This is a genomic window from Pseudomonas sp. MRSN 12121 (assembly GCF_000931465.1).
Classification (GTDB): domain Bacteria; phylum Pseudomonadota; class Gammaproteobacteria; order Pseudomonadales; family Pseudomonadaceae; genus Aquipseudomonas.
This window is the reverse complement of record NZ_CP010892.1, coordinates 1921436-1939239: the sequence shown is the minus strand read 5'-3', so window position 1 is coordinate 1939239 and position 17804 is coordinate 1921436. Positions and strand designations below refer to the sequence as shown.

Genomic DNA, 17804 nt, shown 5'->3' with positions numbered 1-17804 from the left:
GACCAACTGCACGCTGAGAATGCATCCTCAGCCGCTAACAGTATGGAAATAGCAACAATGCCAAACATGAAATTATGCATACATATCCCTCTAAAGCCACGGAAAAGTATCAAAGTCAGTTCGCAATGACATTTATATGCTTAGTCATTCCACCGTAATCACCAATGGCCTGAAACTCGACCTTGAACCCGTTTGAGTACCCCCTCTCCACTAGCCCAGGCACCTCGACCGCAAAGTTGGAGCCCGGCGCCACCATATCGATCGAAGCGCTATAACTCTCGGCCCCCTTGCGCACCGTGACCGAGGCAAAAGACACATGGAAACGGGAAGGATTGGTCACTTCCAGAAGGTTTTTCCCGCCCTTGTCGACCAGCTTCCACTTCAGCTCCTTGGCGGCGTCTTCCGCCTTGCCCGGTAGCCCGGCCGGCCGGTAGAACAGCTTGAGGCGTTGGCGCACGGCGATCTGCAAGGTGTTCTCGGTCCTGGCCTTTTGCGGGACTTCCTGCACGTTCAGCCAGAACACCGACTCCTTGTCCGTCGGCAGGCCCTCGCCGTAATACAGGATGCGCAAGGCCTTCTGCTGGCCGGCGCGCAGGCGGTCGAGCGCCGGGGTGATGGCAAAGGGCGCCTCGCCTGTGGCATCGGCTTCGACCCAGGCCTGGAGCATGAAGTCTTCCGCCGAGGCGTTCTGCAGCAGCAGCGAACCTTCCTTGGCCGGCGCGGCCAGCACCACGCGGGTGCCGCTCAAGTTGATGGCGGCATCGGCGGCAGCGGAAAAACACAGTGCAAGCATGGCCAGGGCCAGCCCGGCAATGGCTGGGATCTTCATGGTGGAAAGCCCTCGGAAATCGACAAAGACAGATTCCCGCCGCAGCACCTTGCAAGCTCCCCTTAGCGCTCGGCCAGGGAGTCACCCGGCGTGGCGCAGGGTGGCGGACAGACAGGAATCCAGAGCGCTCGAAAAAGTCGAGCCCCGGCAAAGTACAGGGCGCCGGCTCTAATGGCTGTAGGAGGAATCTTAAAAAAAATCTCTGTCTTCCTTATGAGTAGTAAGACCCCCGTACTTTAAGTTTTGTCTTATTCAGGCAGTGGAATGGCGTACCAAAAATGGCCGGGTTTGCCGAAATTCATCCCTTCAATCGCCCGGACACCCTGGGTGCGAACGCCGTCCGTTTCACGATCCGATCTTGATCCACGGCCTTCGTGCCAAAGGGCGTCCAGAGGACGCCACGCCATGAAAATGCCCAATCCCCGAATACCGCTCACGCTGCTGAGTGCACTGTTTCCGACACTGCCCATCACCGCCGTCGCGGCGGACTACTCCAGCCTCGACCTTTCGACACCCGCGGGTGAAAACCGCACGCTGCTGCCCGGCGATACCGTGACCCAGACGGGCACGGGCACCGCCGTCACCATCAGCGGAACCCGCAACACACTCACGGGCAAGGGCATCGACATCCGCTCCGGCAGCGCCGGTACCGGCAGCGGCGCCCTGGGGGTATCGGTCGCCTCCGGTGGCTCGCTGAGCCTGGCGGACAGCCATATCGACGCCCTGGGCGCCAGCTACGCCCAGGCCCTGCTAGTGCGGGACGCGGGCAGCAAGGCGCTACTGGACAACACCACGCTGGAGACCGAAGGCGTGCTTTCCCACGCGGCGCAGGCCATCAACGGCGCGAGCATCGACCTCACCGGCGGCTCGATCATCACCCGTGGCGATCGTTCCGATGGCTTGTACGCCGAGGGCCAGGACAGCACGATCAACGCCCGCGACGTGCAGATCAATGCCCAGGGCCACGAATCCAATGCGGTGTACGCCAAGGACGGCGCCCACATCACCCTGGACCGGGTACGGCTCGAAGCCAGCGATACCTCCGCTCGGTGGGGCGGCAAGGGCATCGTCACCGAACGTGGCACGGTGACCGCCACCCACAGCAGCATCATCTCCGCCGCGGGCGCCGGCATTGGCGTCAATGGCGGCAGCGTGCACTTCTCCGACGGTACCGTCGACGCCCATACCGACGCGGTCTACCTCACCACCCCGTCCTACGCCAACGGTACGCTGCCGCCCGCCTCCAGCGTCGAACTGCGCGATGTGCGACTGCGCTCCGCGACGGGCTTCGGCTTGAACGCCAACAGCGACAACGCACGGGCCAGCCTGGAGCGGGTCGCGCTCGTCGCCGAGGGCAACGACGTGGCGGGGATCTGGATACCGGGCGCCAACAGCGTCGTCGAGGCCAGGGACAGCAGCATCGAGACCACCGGGCGCAACAGCGTGGGAGTCAGCAACCGCGCCAGCGTCTTCACCCTGGACGGCGGCTCCATCACCACCCGCGGCGCCAATGCCTACGGCCTGTACACCTCGTTTTCCGATCCGTCCGGCAAGAGTTCCAGCGCCACCAGCACGCTGCGCAACGTCGCGATCGAGACCTTTGGCGACACGGCCGCCGGGGTGATCTCACGGATTTCCGGGACCCAGGTCGCGCTGCATGACAGCTCGGTCACCACCCATGGCAAGGGCGCCTATGGCTTGCTCGCCAACTCTGCGCGGCTGGATCTCGATGGCACCCGGGTACGCACCTACGGGGCCGAGGCACCCGGGCTGCGCATGGGCAACCAGGGCGCGGCGGTCAGCCTGGACCGTGTCGATTTGCGTACCAGCGGCGCCAGCTCCGCGGGCCTCGCCGTCTACGCCTATGCCGCCGGTGTCGATAACCGGATGGACATCCGTGACAGCCATATCGAGACCGCGGACGGCGCAGCCATCGCCGTCAACGGCAGCGGCTTCACTGGGGAGGTGAGCGACAGCACCCTCATCGGCGGATCCGCCACGGGCAATGGCCTGCTGCTCGATGTCCAGGCGATGGAGAGCACCGCCGCCCGCGATGTGCAACTCAACGCCCAGCGCAGCCACCTGGAGGGCGACGTGCGGCTCGACAGCGGCTCGGCCAGCATCGCCCTGCGCGACCACTCACTGCTGAGCGGCGCCCTGCTCGACAACGCCGGGCGCTCGGTCGACCGGCTGAGCCTCGACGACAGCAGCCAATGGCGCCTGCGCGACAACTCCAGGGTGGCGCAACTGGATAACCGCGGCCGGGTGTCGTTCGGGCCGGCGGGCAGCGCCTTCAAGGTGCTGGATGTAAGCGGCAATCTCAGCGGCGCCGGCCTGTTCGAAATGCGCACCGACCTGGGCGCCGGCCTGGGCGACCTGCTGCGCATCGGCGGTACGGTCGAGGGCAGGCATCAGGTACTGGTCAACAACAGCGGTGCAGAACCAAGCGCCGATGGCGGCGCCCTGAAGCTCATCCAGAGCGACGGCGGCCCGGGGACTTTCGAGCTGGCCAACCGCGACCAGCTGGTCGATGCCGGCACCTATCGCTACGCGCTGAAAAGCAACGACCCCACGGGCGAGCGCCCTGGCGACTGGAGCCTGTTCCGGGTCGGGCAAGTGCCACCTCCGGACCCCAAGCCAGATCCTAAACCGGATCCCAAGCCTGATCCCAAACCGGATCCCGATCCCGATCCGGGCATCACTCCCGAACCACCACCGGGCCCGGTGACGCCGCCTGTCGCCGACAGCCTTTCCACCGCCGCCAACGCGGCGATCGATACCTCCGCCGCCAGTACCGTGCAGGCGATCTGGCAGGCCGAACAGGCCACGCTGCTCAGGCGCCTGGGTGAGTTGCGCCAGGGCAAGGACCAGGGTGGCGTGTGGATCCGCGGTTTCGGCGAACGACAAAAGCTCGACAACCGCGGCGGCCGCGCCTTCGAGCAAACCGTCGACGGCCTGCAGGTCGGCGCCGACCTGGCCCTGCCCGTCGACGGCGGCCGCTGGTACGTCGGCGGCATGACCGGCACCAGCAGCGTCGACCGACGCTTCCCCGGCGACGGCAAAGGCACTGCCGACAGCTACCACGTCGGCGCCTACGCCACCTGGCTGGATGATCGCGGCTGGTATGTCGACAGCGCGCTCAAGATCAATCGTATTCAACAGGACTTCAAGGTCTCCGCCACCGACGGCCAGCCCGTGAAAGCCAGGACTCAGCAAAACGCCATCGGCCTGTCGATCGAGGCCGGGCGCCAGATAAGGTTCGGCGAAGGCTGGTTCGTCGAGCCGCAGGTCGGCGGCACCCTCCTGCATGCCCGTGGTGCCGATTACCGCACGAGCAATGGCCTGCAGGTCGATGCCGGCAGTGGCAACTCAAAGCAGCTACGGGTCGGCTCCCGGGTCGGCCGCCGATACCCGTTGCCCGGCGGCGGCACCGTGCAGCCCTACGTCAAGCTGGGCCATACCCAGGAGTTCGACGGCAGGAGCACCGTGCGTACCAACGGCATCGCCACCCGCACCGACCTGTCGGGCGGGCGCGACGAGCTGGGCCTGGGCATCAGCGCCTCGCTGGGCAGCCGGCATCACCTGTACGCCGACTATGAACACGTCAGCGGCTCGACGCTGGACAAACCCTGGTCGGTCAGCCTGGGTTATCGCTACGCCTGGTAAGCCCGGCACTGAAACCAATAACCGACGGAAACCCGGCCCGGGCTTTGCGGCGATTGCCGATAGGCCGGGCCTGCTCCGCCAGAAACCCTCAGAGTGCTTACTTTCAGCTAGGAAAACGCCGAATACCAGTTAAGCAAGCTCTCATTTTTATCCCCCCTCCCCCTGTCACTTAATACCCCGCCTCCTTCTGGCCCGGCCATGGCCCAGAGGAAACGCACACCGCAGCCGTGGCCATTCAAGCCTGCCTTGCCCTTGCCTTACCCATTCTGCTGGGGGGATCAGCAGAGTATTCACACAGAGGACGCATCATGAATAAAAGCTATGCATTGATCTGGAACCAGGCCACCGGCTGCTGGAATGTCGCCAGTGAAGGAACCCGCCGCCGAACCAAGTCCAGCCGGCACCGGGTGGTGATCGCCGCCGGCCTCTCGCTGCTGGGCCTGCTGGCCCAGGCGCCGGCCTTCGCCTTGCCAGGTGGCGCCCATACGGTCTCTGGCGAAGCCGCCATGCATATCGGCAACGATGGCAAGCAGATGACCATCGACCAGCAAAGCAACAAGCTGATCACCCAGTGGAACGACTTCAGCATCGCCGGCGATGAAAGCGTCATCTTTCATCAACCCGGCAAGGATTCGATCGCCCTCAACCGCGTGATCGGCACCAACGGCAGCGATATCCAGGGGCGTATCGACGCCAACGGCCAGGTGTTCCTGGTCAACCCCAACGGCGTGGTCTTCGGCAAATCCGCCCAGGTCAACGTCGGCGGCCTGGTCGCCTCCACCCAGGACATCAGCGACAAGGACTTCCTCGAAGGGAGCTACCGCTTCTCCGGCAATTCCGGCAAAGCCGTGAGCAACGCCGGCCAGATCACCGCCAGTGAAGGTGGCAGTGTCGCCTTGCTCGGCGCCCAGGTCAGCAACAGCGGGGTGATCCAGGCCCAGATGGGCAGCGTGGCGTTGGCCGCCGGCAAGGATTTCAGCGTCAACTTCGATGGCAATGGCCTGCTCAACCTGCAGGTGAACGCTGGCGCAGTGGATGCCCTGGCGCAGAACGGCGGCCTGCTCAAGGCCGATGGCGGCCAGGTACTGATGACTGCCCGCAGCGCCAGCGAACTGCTGAAAACCGTCGTGAGCAACCAGGGCGTGATCGAAGCGAACACCCTGCAGAACAAGGCCGGCAAGATTGTCCTGGAGGGCGGCAGCAACGGTGGCGTCCACGTAGCCGGCCGCTTGAACGCCAGCGCCCAGGGCGTCGCCGGGAACGGCGGCGTGGTGGAGAACCGCGGCGCCAGCGTGGAAGTCGCGCTGGGCATGCAAGTGAATACCCAGGCCGACCAGGGAACCACTGGCACCTGGAAGATCAGTTCGAACGAGGTAAGCGTCGCCAAGGCCGAGCACTCGTCCAACGCTCCTACGCTGCATGCCGATACCCTGGCCCGGAACCTGGCCACCACCAACGTCGAACTGAACAGTGATAGCAACCTGGCGGTGAACCAGTCGGTGGCCTGGAACAGCGCCAACACCCTCGCCCTGAAGGCCAAGAACGGCGATGTCCAGGTAAATGCCGCCCTGAACGCCACCGGTAGCAACGCCGCCGTGAAGATCAGCGCCTCGCGCGGCATCAGCCTGAACGACAATGTTGCGCTGACCGGAGCAGGCGCGCGCCTGGAGCTGAATTCCACCCAGGGACACAGCCTCAAGGACGGCAAGGCCGTGACCCTGTCCGGCAAGGGCGCCGGCTTCAGCGCCAACGGCCAGGCCTACCACGTGGTGCAGAACCTCGAGCAATTGCGCGGTATCGAAAGCGATATGAACGGCCGTTACGTACTGGGTAACCAGATCGCCGGCCAGGGCCGCTTCAAGACCATCGGCGATGGCAACTCCTTCAGCGGCACCCTCGATGGCCTGGGCAATACCCTCAGCGATCTGTCCATCTACGGCACCAGCGGCTACGTCGGGTTGTTCGGCGTGAACCAGGGGCAGATCGGCAACCTGAACCTGGAGCGGATTTCGGCCAGCGGCACCTCCTCCACCCACTACAACACCCAGGTCGGCACCCTGGCCGGGGTCAACACGGGCAGCATCCGCAACGTCAAGGCCAAGGATGTCACGGTAACCGGGGCTTCCCACCTGAACGCACTGGGCGGCCTGGTCGCGCTCAACCTGCACGGCAACATCGACAACGCCTCGGTCAGCGGCAAGGTGATCGGCAACCAGTACACCTATGTCATGGGTGGCCTGGTGGGCGAGAACGTCAGCAACGTGGACGGCGTGGCGAAAATCAGCAACAGCCATGTCGATACCAGCCTTGAAGGCCAGATGCAGGACGCCCCCTATGGCGCGGGCGGGCTGGTCGGCATGAACCGCGACGGGATCATCGACAACGCCTCCAGCACCGGTCTGATCAAGCTCGCCGGCAGCAACCTGAGCATCGGCGGCCTGGTCGGTAAAAATACCGGGCGCATCGCCAACTCTCGCTCCATCGTCCATGTCGCCGGTGGCTCGCTCAGCCGGGTCGGTGGCCTGGTCGGCTTCAACGATCAGGGCTCGATCAGCGACTCGCGCGCCGCAGGCCAGGTCACGGGCAACGGTACGGAAGCGATCGGCGGCCTGGTCGGCAAGAACCGCAACGGCACGATCGCCAACAGCGTGGCCAGCGGCCACGTGACCGACCAGAAAAGCCGCAGCATCGGCGGCCTGATTGGCCACAATCAGGACAGCAAGATCAGCAATGTCCTGGCTACCGGCATGGTGAAAGGCGGCGACAACGCCGACATCGGTGGCCTGATCGGCTATAGCGACAAGTCCTCCATCAAGAACGCCTCGTCCACCTCCGTACTGGTGACCGGAGGCAACGGCTCGAGCATCGGCGGCCTGATCGGCCATAGCCAGGACAGCGAGATTGCCAACGCCACGGCCTCCCCCACGGTGGCCGGCGGTAACAACAGCCGGATTGGCGGCCTGGTCGGTCACAGCCAGAACAACAAGATTGCCAACGCCACGGTTTCCACCACGGTGGTCGGCGGTAATAACAGCCAGATTGGCGGCCTGGTCGGCGCCAATGAACAGGGCTCGATCAGCGACTCCCATGCCAGCGGCCAGGTCACGGGCCAAGGCGCGAACGCGATTGGTGGCCTGATTGGCAGGAGCGCGTACAGCACGATCAGCAACAGCTCGGCCAACAACACCGTGTCTGACCTGAACAGTAGCTACGTGGGCGGCTTGATCGGCCACAACTGGGGCGGACGCCTTGCCAATGTATCGACTTCCGGCTCAGTGAAAGGCGGTAGCAACGCCAACATCGGCGGTCTGGTCGGCTTCAGCGGCGACACCGTGATTGCCAATGCCTCTACCACCTCGCTGTCGATCACCGGCGGCAATAACGCCTTCGTTGGAGGCCTGATCGGCTTTAGCCGTAATACCGATATCGCTGACTCCTCGGTCTCCGCCACGGTAACGGGCGGCAACAACAGTGAGGTCGGTGGCCTGGTCGGCAGCCTGCAAGGCCGCGTCAACAACGCCTCCGCCACAGGCTCGGTCAAGGGCGGCGACTACAGCAAGGTGGGCGGCCTGGTCGGGACCAACGGCGGGCAGATCAGCAACTCCAGGGCGACCAGCAATGTCAGCGGTGGTTATGCCGCACGCCTGGGGGGACTGGTGGGGCTGAACGTTGGCAATGTGCGCCTGTCGTCGGCAGGTGGGAAGATCGACTACTCCCCTCTTCTCAGCCAGAAGTACGGCGGCTTGATCGGCTTGAACTTCGGGTCGCAGTCGCTCAATAGCGTCTTTGGTGAAGCGACCAAGGTGCCGATGATCGGCCAGTTCTAAGCGCGAAAGGCCTGCCCTGGTTAGCAAGGGGCAGGCTTTTATCCTGACCGCGAGCATTAAAAAGGGGGCAGTGATTCGGACGAATCATTGCCCCCTTTTTTATCGGATGCTCCGCCGATCGAAAGACCGGGCACCTCACGCTTTTGCGCCAGAAACGAAAAAGGGCCCCAGAAGGGACCCTTTTTTGACGAGTCACAGACGCTTGAAGCCTCTGTAACTCTGTATTTGGAGCGGGAAACGAGACTCGAACTCGCGACCCCGACCTTGGCAAGGTCGTGCTCTACCAACTGAGCTATTCCCGCATATGGCGTCCCCTAGGGGACTCGAACCCCTGTTACCGCCGTGAAAGGGCGGTGTCCTAGGCCACTAGACGAAGGGGACACTGCCTGAAACACCATGGTGTTGTGTTTCAGTTCCAGAAATACATCCGAAGAGGCTTCCTGGTTTCACTCAACTTCGCCCGAAGGCCAAGCTGCTTAAAATTGGAGCGGGAAACGAGACTCGAACTCGCGACCCCGACCTTGGCAAGGTCGTGCTCTACCAACTGAGCTATTCCCGCATTGGCGTCCCCTAGGGGACTCGAACCCCTGTTACCGCCGTGAAAGGGCGGTGTCCTAGGCCACTAGACGAAGGGGACACGCTACAACATTCACTCCCTGCCGCGTTTCGCTGTGTGCTTTACGCTGCAAGTGGCGCGCATTCTATGGATGGATTGGGGGGTCGTCAACCCCCTGATATAAATTTATTTAAATCAATGACTTCGGGGTGGTTTGGCGGCCCTTTCGGGCTTTTGTGCAGCCTGGGTCTTGGCGCCTATATTCTGACACTCGACAAGGCGCTATAGTCCACCTCCGCAGGTAATGGCAATATGAAACCATTCAGACATTTCCTATATAAGCAGAGAATCGGACTGTTTCTTCTCGTCGACCTGCGCTATGCGCCCAAAAGCTAAGTCACTACACTCGCCACTCGCACGCGAACCCCAGAAAAGAGGTCTTACACGGTGACACCACTCATGATCACCCTGCTAGTAGTAGCCGGGATCGTAATACTGATCGCCATTGGCTACATGAACCATGTGGTGGAAAACAACAAACTGGAAAAGGCCCGTACCAAGGTTGAGCTCAATGACCGCCTGCGCCGCTGCGGCGAAATCACCGAGACCTTTCCCGGTCAGTTCATGTCGCCGGCCCTCAAGCTGCTGCTGACCCGGCTGGAACTCAATGTGGTCCAGCGTCTGCTCAACCTGAACAAGTCAGATGCCGCGCTCAAGACCCGCATCACCGAATTGAATGCGCTGATCGGCCAGGGCGAATCGATTCCGGTCAACAACCCGCCCTGCCCGATCCAGACCGAAGCCAAGGCCAAGGACGTGCGCTTTCTCCTGGAAGCCCTGCACGGCCAGGTGACCCGCGCCGCCCAGGACGGCTTCCTGCCAGCCAACGAAGCCAAGCAATGGATTCGGGAAATCCGCCACATCCTGGTGCTGCTGCACATCGAGTTCTTCAACAACCTCGGCCAGTACGCCCTGCAACAGGAGCAACCCGGGCAGGCCCGGCTGGCGTTCGAACGCGGCGTGCAGTACCTGCGCAAGCAACCGGACCCGGCCCTCTACCGCGAACAGCTGGAGTACATGGAAAAGCTCCTGGGCCGCGCCAACGCGATGGTGCTGACCAACACCCAGCCGGTCGAAGGCGAAGTCAATCAGTTGACCGAAGGCCTGAAAGTCGTCGAAGCCGACGCCGACTGGAAGAAGAAAGCCATTTACGACTGACTGGCAGCGGCCGCGCGAGCCCTTCGCGCGGCACACTCCTCGAACACGCCGCGCCCCTGGCGGCGTGGCCGGTGACGAACCGGCCCGGCATCACAACCGGAAATGCCCGACCATCCCCTTCAACTCCGCCCCCAATTGCGCCAGCTCGATGCTCGACGCCGCATTGCCTTGCATGGCCACTGACGACTGATCGGCGCTGGCGCGAATGCTGGTGACACTGCGGTTGATCTCTTCGGCGACCGAGCTCTGCTGCTCGGCGGCCGCGGCGATCTGCTGGTTCATCTGCTGAATCAGCGACACCGCCGTGGCGATGCTGCCCAGCGCGCTCTCGGTCTGCAGGGCATCGCTGACCGCCAGCTTGACCAGTTCGCCGCTGCTCTGGATCTGCTGCACCGACGACTGCGCCGCCGCCCGCAGGGCGCTGACCAGGCGTTCGATTTCCTCGGTGGACTGCTGCGTGCGCTTGGCCAGGGCCCGGACTTCGTCGGCCACCACCGCAAACCCCCTGCCCTGCTCGCCGGCCCGCGCCGCTTCGATGGCCGCGTTCAGCGCCAGCAGGTTGGTCTGCTCGGCGACGCTCTTGATCACGCCGAGCACGGTGCCGATGTTCTGGATCTCGGCGCTGAGGCTTTCGATGCTGGAGCTGGCACTGTTCGCCGAATCCGCCAGTTGCTCGATGCGCTGCATGCTCTGGCGCACCACCTGCTGGCCGCTTTCGACCTTGTCGTCGGCGGTCTGCGCGGCCTGCGCCGCTTCTTCGGCATTGCGCGCGACATCGTGCACGGTGGCGGTCATCTGGTTCATCGCCGTGGCCACCTGCTCGGTTTCTTCCTTCTGCGTGCTGACTTCCAGATTGGCCTGCTCGGTCACCGCCGACAGCGATTGGGCAGAACTGGCCAGTTGCTCGATCCCCGCCTGCAGGCCGCTGACGATCCCGCTCAGTCCGTTGCCCATCTGCTGCATCGCCAGCATCAGCTGGCCGATCTCATCTTTGCGGGTCACCTCTACCCGCGCGCTCAGGTCGCCGGCGGCAATCTGCTGGGCCACCCGCATCACACTGCGCAGCGGCGCGACGATCAGCCGGGTAATGATCCAGGCCGCCAGCACGCCGACCAGCAAGGCCAGGGCCGACGAGGCGACAATCAGCAGCGAGTTCTTGTTCAGCTCCGCCTGCATCGCCTGGTCCTGCGCGCCATAGGCCTGGTCGACCCGCTCCATCACCTGCGTGGCGCGCTCATGCAGCTGCTGGTAGACCTTTTTTTCCTGCACCAGCAAGCCGGTGTATTCGGCGAGTTTTTCGCTGAAGCTGCCGATATGCCCGACCACTTCATTGAGCACGGTCTGGTAACCGGTGTCCTTGACCACCGCCTTGAGCTGCTCGGCCTGGGCCAGGGCCTGGTCGGCCTGTTCGATCTTGCCCTGCTCGACCTCTTCCTCGCCCTTGCGGCTCTGGTCCAGGCGCACATGCGCCTCGCTCATCGCTTGCAGCATCAGCCGCGACACCTGGCTGACCTGGTTGGCCTGCTCGATGAACTCGCTGCCCTCCTTGCCCGCCGAATCCTTGAGGGTATAGGTGCCGTCGTCGGCCAGGCCGGCCTGCAGCACATCGAGGTTGTTGGCCACGCTGGACACCGACCAGCTGGCCATTTCCAGCGCCAGGTCCTTGGCCTGGGTCAGCTCGACGAACTCGTCGAAGGCCTTGCGGTAGGCCCCCAGCGCCTGCTCGACATCGAGCATCACCGGGACATTCGCCGCCGAGCGCTCCTTGAGCTGCGCCGCCAGGGTCAACAGGCCGTCGACGCCCTCGTGCAAGGCATCCGCAGTCTTGGCGTCGCCATGCAGGGCATAGTTCTGTTCGAGCAGGCGGACCTTGAGCAGGCCGCTGTTGAGGGACGACATCTGCTTGAGGCCGTCGAAGCGCTGGCTGATGGTCTGCAGGGACCAGACGCCGATGGCCGCCACCAGTGCCGTCAACAGCAGCACCAGGGTAAAACCTATACCCAGCTTCTTCGCCATGCCGAGGTTGGCAAAACGTCCGTTCGTGGCCGAATTCATTGCGCTCAGTCCCCTTCCAGTGCCAATGGCGGCAGGGCCATTTTCGAGTGTTGCAGGTTCGCAACGGGCTGTACTGGAGCACAAGTCTCTGGCGTCGGAATAATGGCAAAAAGCTACGTGACAGTCGTTTTCAGAATGGTCGATGTCGATCTGGTACCGCCCTGGCAGGCCTCATTCACCAGGGCCGGTCCCCACCGCGCGACAGCCTCAGATCGCCGTGGCGCCACCGTCGACCGCCAGCGCATGGCCGGTGGTGAAGGCCGCGCCGTCGCTGCACAGGTACAGCACCGCGCTGGCGATTTCCTCGACCTTGCCGATGCGCCCGACCGGGTGCATGGCCGCGGCGAATTCGGCCTTCCGCGGATCGGCCTCGTAGGCACGGCGGAACATGTCGGTGTCGATCACCGCCGGGCATACCGCGTTGACGCGGATTTTCTTCTTCGCGTATTCGATGGCCGCCGACTTGGTCAGGCCGATCACCGCATGCTTGGAGGCGGCATAGATGCTCATCTTCGGCGCGGCGCCGAGGCCGGCCACCGAAGCCGTGTTGACGATGGCCCCGCCGCCCTGGGCCAGCAGCAGCGGCAACTGGTGCTTCATGCACAGCCACACGCCCTTGACGTTGACCCCCATGATCGCGTCGAACTCGTCCAGGGTGCCGTCCGCCAGCTTGCCCTTCTCGATCTCGATCCCGGCGTTGTTGAAGGCATAGTCGAGGCGGCCATAGTTGCTCACCACCTGCGCCATCAGGTGCTGCACATCCGCTTCGTCAGTGACGTCGCAGCGCACGAACAGCGCTTCGCCACCGGCGTCGCGAATCAACTGCACCGTGCCTTCGCCCCCGGCGGCGTCCAGGTCGGCCGCCACCACTTTCAACCCTTGCGCGGCGAACGCCAGGGCCGTGGCCCGGCCAATGCCGGCCGCGGCGCCGGTGACCAGAACGACCTGGCCGGAAAACGTCATGCTCATGTGATGCCCTCGATGGAATGGTTGGATCGGGTGCGGCCAGTCTAGACTCAGGTACACGCGGCGCGGCAGCACTATCAGGGCACCGGTTGCCCCCTCATGCACTGCAGTGATGAACGCTCCGGGCCCACCATCACGCCACTGGATCGATACCCATTCGCCTCGTCGGCAAACCTTGCGGGCCGGCAGCGCAAGGTCTATCAACTAAGGCTCCATTGAGCCTCGAGTGCCAGCCATGACAGCCCAGACCAATCGCCAGTTCCTGCTCGCCAAGCGCCCGGTGGGCGCGGCGACCCGCGAAACCTTCACTTATCAGCAGGTGCCCGTCGGCGAACCGGCGGCGGGCCAGATCCTGGTGAAGAACCACTACCTGTCCCTCGACCCGGCCATGCGCGGCTGGATGAACGAAGGCAAGTCCTATATCCCACCGGTGGGCATTGGCGAAGTCATGCGCGCCCTGGGCGTGGGCCAGGTGATCGCCTCGAACCACCCCGGCTTCGCCGTCGGCGACTACGTCAATGGAGCCCTGGGGGTACAGGACTACTTCGTCGGCGAGCCACGCGGCTTCTATAAGGTTGACCCGAAGCTGGCGCCGCTGCCGCGCTACCTGTCGGCCCTGGGCATGACCGGCATGACCGCCTATTTCGCCCTGCTGGACGTCGGCGCGCCGAAAGCCGGCGACACCGTGGTGCTGTCGGGCGCCGCCGGCGCAGTGGGCAGCATTGCCGGGCAGATCGCCAAGATCAAAGGCTGCCGGGTGGTCGGCATTGCCGGTGGCCAGGACAAGTGCCGGTTCCTGATCGACGAACTGGGCTTCGACGGGGCCATCGACTACAAGAGCGAAGACGTCCACGCCGGGCTCAAGCGCGAATGCCCGAAAGGCGTCGACGTGTATTTCGATAACGTCGGCGGCGATATTCTCGACGCCGTGCTCGGCCGCCTGAACCTCAAGGCGCGGGTGGTGATCTGCGGCGCCATCAGCCAGTACAACAACAAGGAAGCGGTCAAGGGACCGGCCAACTACCTGTCGCTGCTGGTCAACCGCGCGCGCATGGAAGGTTTCGTGGTGATGGACTATGCCGCCCAGTTCGCCGCCGCCGGGCAGGAAATGGCCGGCTGGATGGCCAAGGGGCAGCTCAAGAGCAAGGAGGACATCGTCGAGGGGCTGGAGACGTTCCCGGAAACGCTGATGAAACTGTTCAGCGGCGAGAACTTCGGCAAGCTGGTGTTGAAGGTCGATTGATCAGCAAGGGCTGAAAAGCATCGCGGGCAAGCCTCGCTCCTACACTGTAGGAGCGAGGCTTGCCCGCGATCGTTCTGGCAGTCGCCGCTTACGCCAGCTCTGCCACCACGGCCGCCAGCGCCTTGGCCGGGTCCGCCGCCTGGCTGATCGGGCGGCCGATCACCAGGTAGTCGGAACCGGCGTCCAGCGCCTGGCGCGGGGTGAGGATGCGCCGCTGGTCGTCCTGGGCGCTGCCTGCCGGACGGATCCCCGGGGTCACCAATTGTAGCGACGGGTGTGCGGTCTTCAGCGCCTGGGCTTCCAGGGCCGAGCAGACCAGGCCGTCCATGCCGGCTTTTTCCGCCAGGGCGGCCAGGCGCAGCACCTGCTCCTGGGGCTCGATATCCAGGCCGATGCCGGCCAGGTCCTCGCGCTCCATGCTGGTCAGCACGGTCACGCCGATCAGCAGCGGTTTCGGGCCGCTGCGCTGGTCCAGCACTTCGCGGCAGGCAGCCATCATGCGCAGGCCGCCGGAACAGTGCACATTGACCATCCACACGCCCATCTCCGCGGCGGCCTTGACGGCCATGGCGGTGGTGTTGGGAATGTCATGGAATTTCAGGTCGAGGAACACCTCGAAGCCCTTGTCGCGCAGGGTGCCGACGATTTCCGCCGCGCAACTGGTGAACAGTTCCTTGCCGACTTTGACCCGGCACAGCTTGGGGTCCAGCTGATCGGCCAGTTTCAGTGCGGCGTCACGGGTGGGAAAGTCCAGGGCGACGATGATAGGAGTCTGGCAAGCGGACATGAAGGGGGCTCTCAGGCAAGTCGAAATCGGCGCGGATTGTAGCGCAAGCGACGACGCTCCGGGACCCGATGATCGGTAATTCATCGCCAACGGCCGTTGCCCGTCGCCACAAACCTGCCGACGGCGGCCCTTGGCGGCGATTGTGTCGAGCCCGATACACTTCCGACACGCCGGCAACAACCAGCCCGGCTACCCTCGCCAGCCGCAACACTCCCCAACAGCACTTCCAGCCCCCGGGCCGGACGCCTATGCTGAAGCCCTCGCCGCCTTGGTTTTCTGGCCGGCAGCCTAACTGGCAGATGATCGCACGCATGCATAACACTCCAGCTCCTCTCAACGACGATCAGAAAGCGCCCGGCACCAGCGGTGACGACAAACGCTGGAACACCCGCGCCCTGATCGTCGACGACGACCTCCCGATCCGCGAACTGCTGGTCGACTACCTGGCCCGCTTCAATATCCACGCCACCGGCGTGACCGACGGGACCGCGATGCGCCAGGCCCTGCAAGCGGAACACTTCGATGTGGTGGTGCTCGACCTGATGCTGCCCGGCGAAGACGGCCTGTCCCTGTGCCGCTGGCTGCGCACCGAGTCGGACATCCCGATCCTGATGCTCACCGCCCGTTGCGAGCCCACCGACCGGATCATCGGCCTGGAGCTGGGGGCCGACGATTACATGGCCAAGCCCTTCGAGCCGCGGGAACTGGTGGCGCGGATCCAGACCATCCTGCGCCGGGTACGCGACGACCGCACCGAACAGCGGGCCAATATCCGCTTCGACAACTGGCGCCTGAACAGCGTGTTGCGCCAATTGATCTCCGCCGAGGGCCTGGTCGTCCCGCTGTCCAATGCCGAGTTCCGCCTGCTCTGGGTGTTCATCGAACGCCCGCGTCGGGTACTGAGCCGAGAACAGTTGCTGGACGCTGCGCGCGGGCGCTCCATCGAAGCCTTCGACCGCAGCATCGACCTGCTGGTCTCGCGCCTGCGACAGAAGCTCGGCGACGACCCGAAATCGCCGCAGTTGATCAAGACCGTACGCGGCGAAGGCTATCTGTTCGACGCCCGGGACATCGGCTGATGCGCGGGCGCTTCGATACGCTCTTCGGCCGCCTGTTCGGCGTGTTGCTGATCGCGATCGTGCTCGCCCACCTGCTGGCCTTCTTCTGGTTCCACCTGTACGGTCCGCCACCGCGCCCGCCCGCCGGCGAATTCGGCGGCCAGCCCGCGGCCAACGGGCGCTTCGAGCATCGGCCGCCGCGCCCCTGGTTCGGCGGGCCGATCGTGCCGCTGACCTTTCAGTTCATCTCGCTGATCATCGCCGCCTGGTACGGCGCCAAGCTGCTGACGCGGCCGATCCAGCGCCTGAGCGACGCCGCCGAACGCCTCAGCGAAGACCTCGACAGCCCGCCGCTGGAGGAATCCGGCCCGCGGGAGGCGCGCCAGGCCGCGCATACCTTCAACCTGATGCAGCAGCGCATCCGCGAACAGGTCAAGCAGCGCGGGCGCATGCTCGGCGCGGTTTCCCATGACCTGCGCACGCCGCTGTCACGCCTCAAGCTGCGGCTGGAGCAGATCGAGGACCACAAGCTGCAGGGCCAGATGCGCCAGGACCTCGACGACATGATCGGCATGCTCGATGCGACCCTCAGCTACCTGCACGAGCAGCGCACCAGCGAGGCCGTGCAGTGGATGGATGTGCAGGCGCTGGTGGAGTCGCTCTGTGAAAATGCCCAGGACCAGGGCGCCGATGTGCAGACCAGCGGCCATTGCATGCCCCTGCAGGTACAGCCGATGGCCCTACGCTCGTGCCTGAACAACCTGCTGGACAATGCCCTGCGCTATGCCGGCCACGCGCGTATCAGCCTGCAGGACAGCCGTGAGGAAGTGCTGATCCGGGTGATCGACCAGGGGCCGGGTATCGCCGAAGACCAGCGCGAAGCGGTGTTCGAGCCCTTCTACCGCCTGGAAGGTTCGCGCAATCGCAACTCCGGTGGCGTCGGCCTGGGCATGACCATTGCCCGCGAAGCCGCCGAACGCCTGGGCGGGCAACTGTGCCTGGAAGAAACCCCCGGAGGCGGCCTGACGGCCGTGATGCGCCTGCCCCGCACCTGAGCCGTTCGCATAGCGCCCGGCGCAAAGGAATGGGCTACACCTCGATTTATCCCCCACCGCAAACCTGTAGCCGCTGCCAAGCCCCAGCGAGGCTGCGATCGCCTGCAACGCAGGCGCAAACCCAGACAACGCATTTCACCTGACGCGCCGCAGAACCAGGCTTGGCGGCAACTGCGTTGCCGATCGCAGCCTCGCTCACGCTCGGCAGCGGCTACGGGAAGCGCGGCGCACCTCGATTCATCACCCACCGCAAACCTGTAGCCGCTGCCGAGCCCCAGCGAGGCTGCGATCGCCTGCAACGCAGGCGCAACCCCAAACAACGCATTCCAACCGCCCCACCGCGGCGTCAGGCCTGGCGGCAACTGCGTTGCCGATCGCAGCCTCGCTTACGCTCGGCAGCGGCTACAGGAAGCGCGGCACACCTCGATTTATCACCCACCGCAAAACCTGTAGCCGCTGCCAAGCCCCGGCGAGGCTGCGATCGCCTGCAACGCAGGCGCAAACCCAGGCTACGCATTCCAACTGACGCACCGCAGAGCCAGGC

At 64.4% G+C, this 17804-nt stretch carries 10 protein-coding genes, 4 tRNA genes and 1 pseudogene; 6 read left to right on the top strand and 9 right to left on the bottom strand.

Going from position 1 to position 17804, the window contains the following annotated elements:
* Window positions 1-115 precede the first annotated feature (115 nt).
* Window positions 116-877 (bottom strand): molecular chaperone, encoded by a 762-nt coding sequence (locus TO66_RS08800; protein ID WP_310732174.1) that lies wholly within the window; start codon window positions 875-877, stop codon window positions 116-118.
* A gap of 357 nt (window positions 878-1234) precedes the next feature.
* Here TO66_RS08800 and TO66_RS08795 point away from each other — a divergent pair, with 357 nt between their 5' ends.
* Together TO66_RS08795 and TO66_RS08790 are read left to right on the top strand one after the other, a co-directional pair.
* Window positions 1235-4495: an autotransporter outer membrane beta-barrel domain-containing protein gene (locus TO66_RS08795; protein WP_082061050.1), complete on the top strand. Its 3261-nt coding sequence runs from the start codon at window positions 1235-1237 to the stop codon at window positions 4493-4495.
* 308 nt (window positions 4496-4803) lie between these two features.
* Window positions 4804-8322 (top strand): GLUG motif-containing protein, encoded by a 3519-nt coding sequence (locus tag TO66_RS08790; RefSeq protein WP_044461967.1) that lies wholly within the window; start codon window positions 4804-4806, stop codon window positions 8320-8322.
* Between the two features lie 226 nt (window positions 8323-8548).
* Here the strand turns inward: TO66_RS08790 and TO66_RS08785 are convergent.
* The 4 genes from TO66_RS08785 to TO66_RS08770 all read right to left on the bottom strand — a co-directional run bounded on the left by TO66_RS08785 (window position 8549) and on the right by TO66_RS08770 (window position 8959).
* Window positions 8549-8624 (bottom strand) — tRNA-Gly (locus TO66_RS08785).
* Between the two features lie 3 nt (window positions 8625-8627).
* Window positions 8628-8703, bottom strand: a tRNA-Glu gene (locus TO66_RS08780).
* 102 nt (window positions 8704-8805) lie between these two features.
* Window positions 8806-8881: transfer RNA gene (locus TO66_RS08775), tRNA-Gly, on the bottom strand.
* A gap of 2 nt (window positions 8882-8883) precedes the next feature.
* Window positions 8884-8959, bottom strand: a tRNA-Glu gene (locus TO66_RS08770).
* Between the two features lie 366 nt (window positions 8960-9325).
* On the opposite strand from TO66_RS08770, the gene TO66_RS08765 reads away from it, so the two are divergent.
* Complete coding sequence (locus tag TO66_RS08765; protein WP_080926003.1) at window positions 9326-10096, top strand: hypothetical protein; 771 nt, start codon at window positions 9326-9328, stop codon at window positions 10094-10096.
* A gap of 90 nt (window positions 10097-10186) precedes the next feature.
* On the opposite strand, the gene TO66_RS34265 is transcribed toward TO66_RS08765, so the two are convergent.
* The 3 genes and pseudogenes from TO66_RS34265 to TO66_RS08755 all read right to left on the bottom strand — a co-directional run bounded on the left by TO66_RS34265 (window position 10187) and on the right by TO66_RS08755 (window position 13120).
* Complete coding sequence (locus TO66_RS34265; protein WP_409077189.1) at window positions 10187-10891, bottom strand: methyl-accepting chemotaxis protein; 705 nt, start codon at window positions 10889-10891, stop codon at window positions 10187-10189.
* A 204-nt stretch (window positions 10892-11095) separates the two neighbouring features.
* A pseudogene (locus TO66_RS34260) lies at window positions 11096-11149 on the bottom strand (hypothetical protein); the annotation flags it as partial.
* A gap of 1209 nt (window positions 11150-12358) precedes the next feature.
* On the bottom strand, window positions 12359-13120 hold the full coding sequence (locus tag TO66_RS08755) for an SDR family oxidoreductase (protein WP_044461964.1): 762 nt from the start codon (window positions 13118-13120) through the stop codon (window positions 12359-12361).
* A 232-nt stretch (window positions 13121-13352) separates the two neighbouring features.
* On the opposite strand from TO66_RS08755, the gene TO66_RS08750 reads away from it, so the two are divergent.
* Window positions 13353-14360, top strand: coding sequence for an NADP-dependent oxidoreductase (locus tag TO66_RS08750; protein WP_044461963.1), 1008 nt, complete (start codon window positions 13353-13355; stop codon window positions 14358-14360).
* An 88-nt stretch (window positions 14361-14448) separates the two neighbouring features.
* On the opposite strand, the gene pyrF is transcribed toward TO66_RS08750, so the two are convergent.
* On the bottom strand, window positions 14449-15147 hold the full coding sequence (pyrF, locus tag TO66_RS08745; RefSeq protein ID WP_044461962.1) for an orotidine-5'-phosphate decarboxylase: 699 nt from the start codon (window positions 15145-15147) through the stop codon (window positions 14449-14451).
* A gap of 311 nt (window positions 15148-15458) precedes the next feature.
* Between pyrF and TO66_RS08740 the strand changes: the two genes are divergently transcribed.
* Both TO66_RS08740 and TO66_RS08735 read left to right on the top strand, forming a co-directional pair.
* A complete protein-coding gene (locus TO66_RS08740; RefSeq protein WP_044461961.1) occupies window positions 15459-16226 on the top strand; it encodes a response regulator in 768 nt (255 codons plus the stop codon).
* A complete protein-coding gene (locus tag TO66_RS08735) occupies window positions 16226-17260 on the top strand; it encodes a HAMP domain-containing sensor histidine kinase (RefSeq protein WP_044461960.1) in 1035 nt (344 codons plus the stop codon). The genes TO66_RS08740 and TO66_RS08735 overlap by 1 nt, the downstream gene beginning before the upstream one ends.
* Window positions 17261-17804 lie beyond the last annotated feature (544 nt).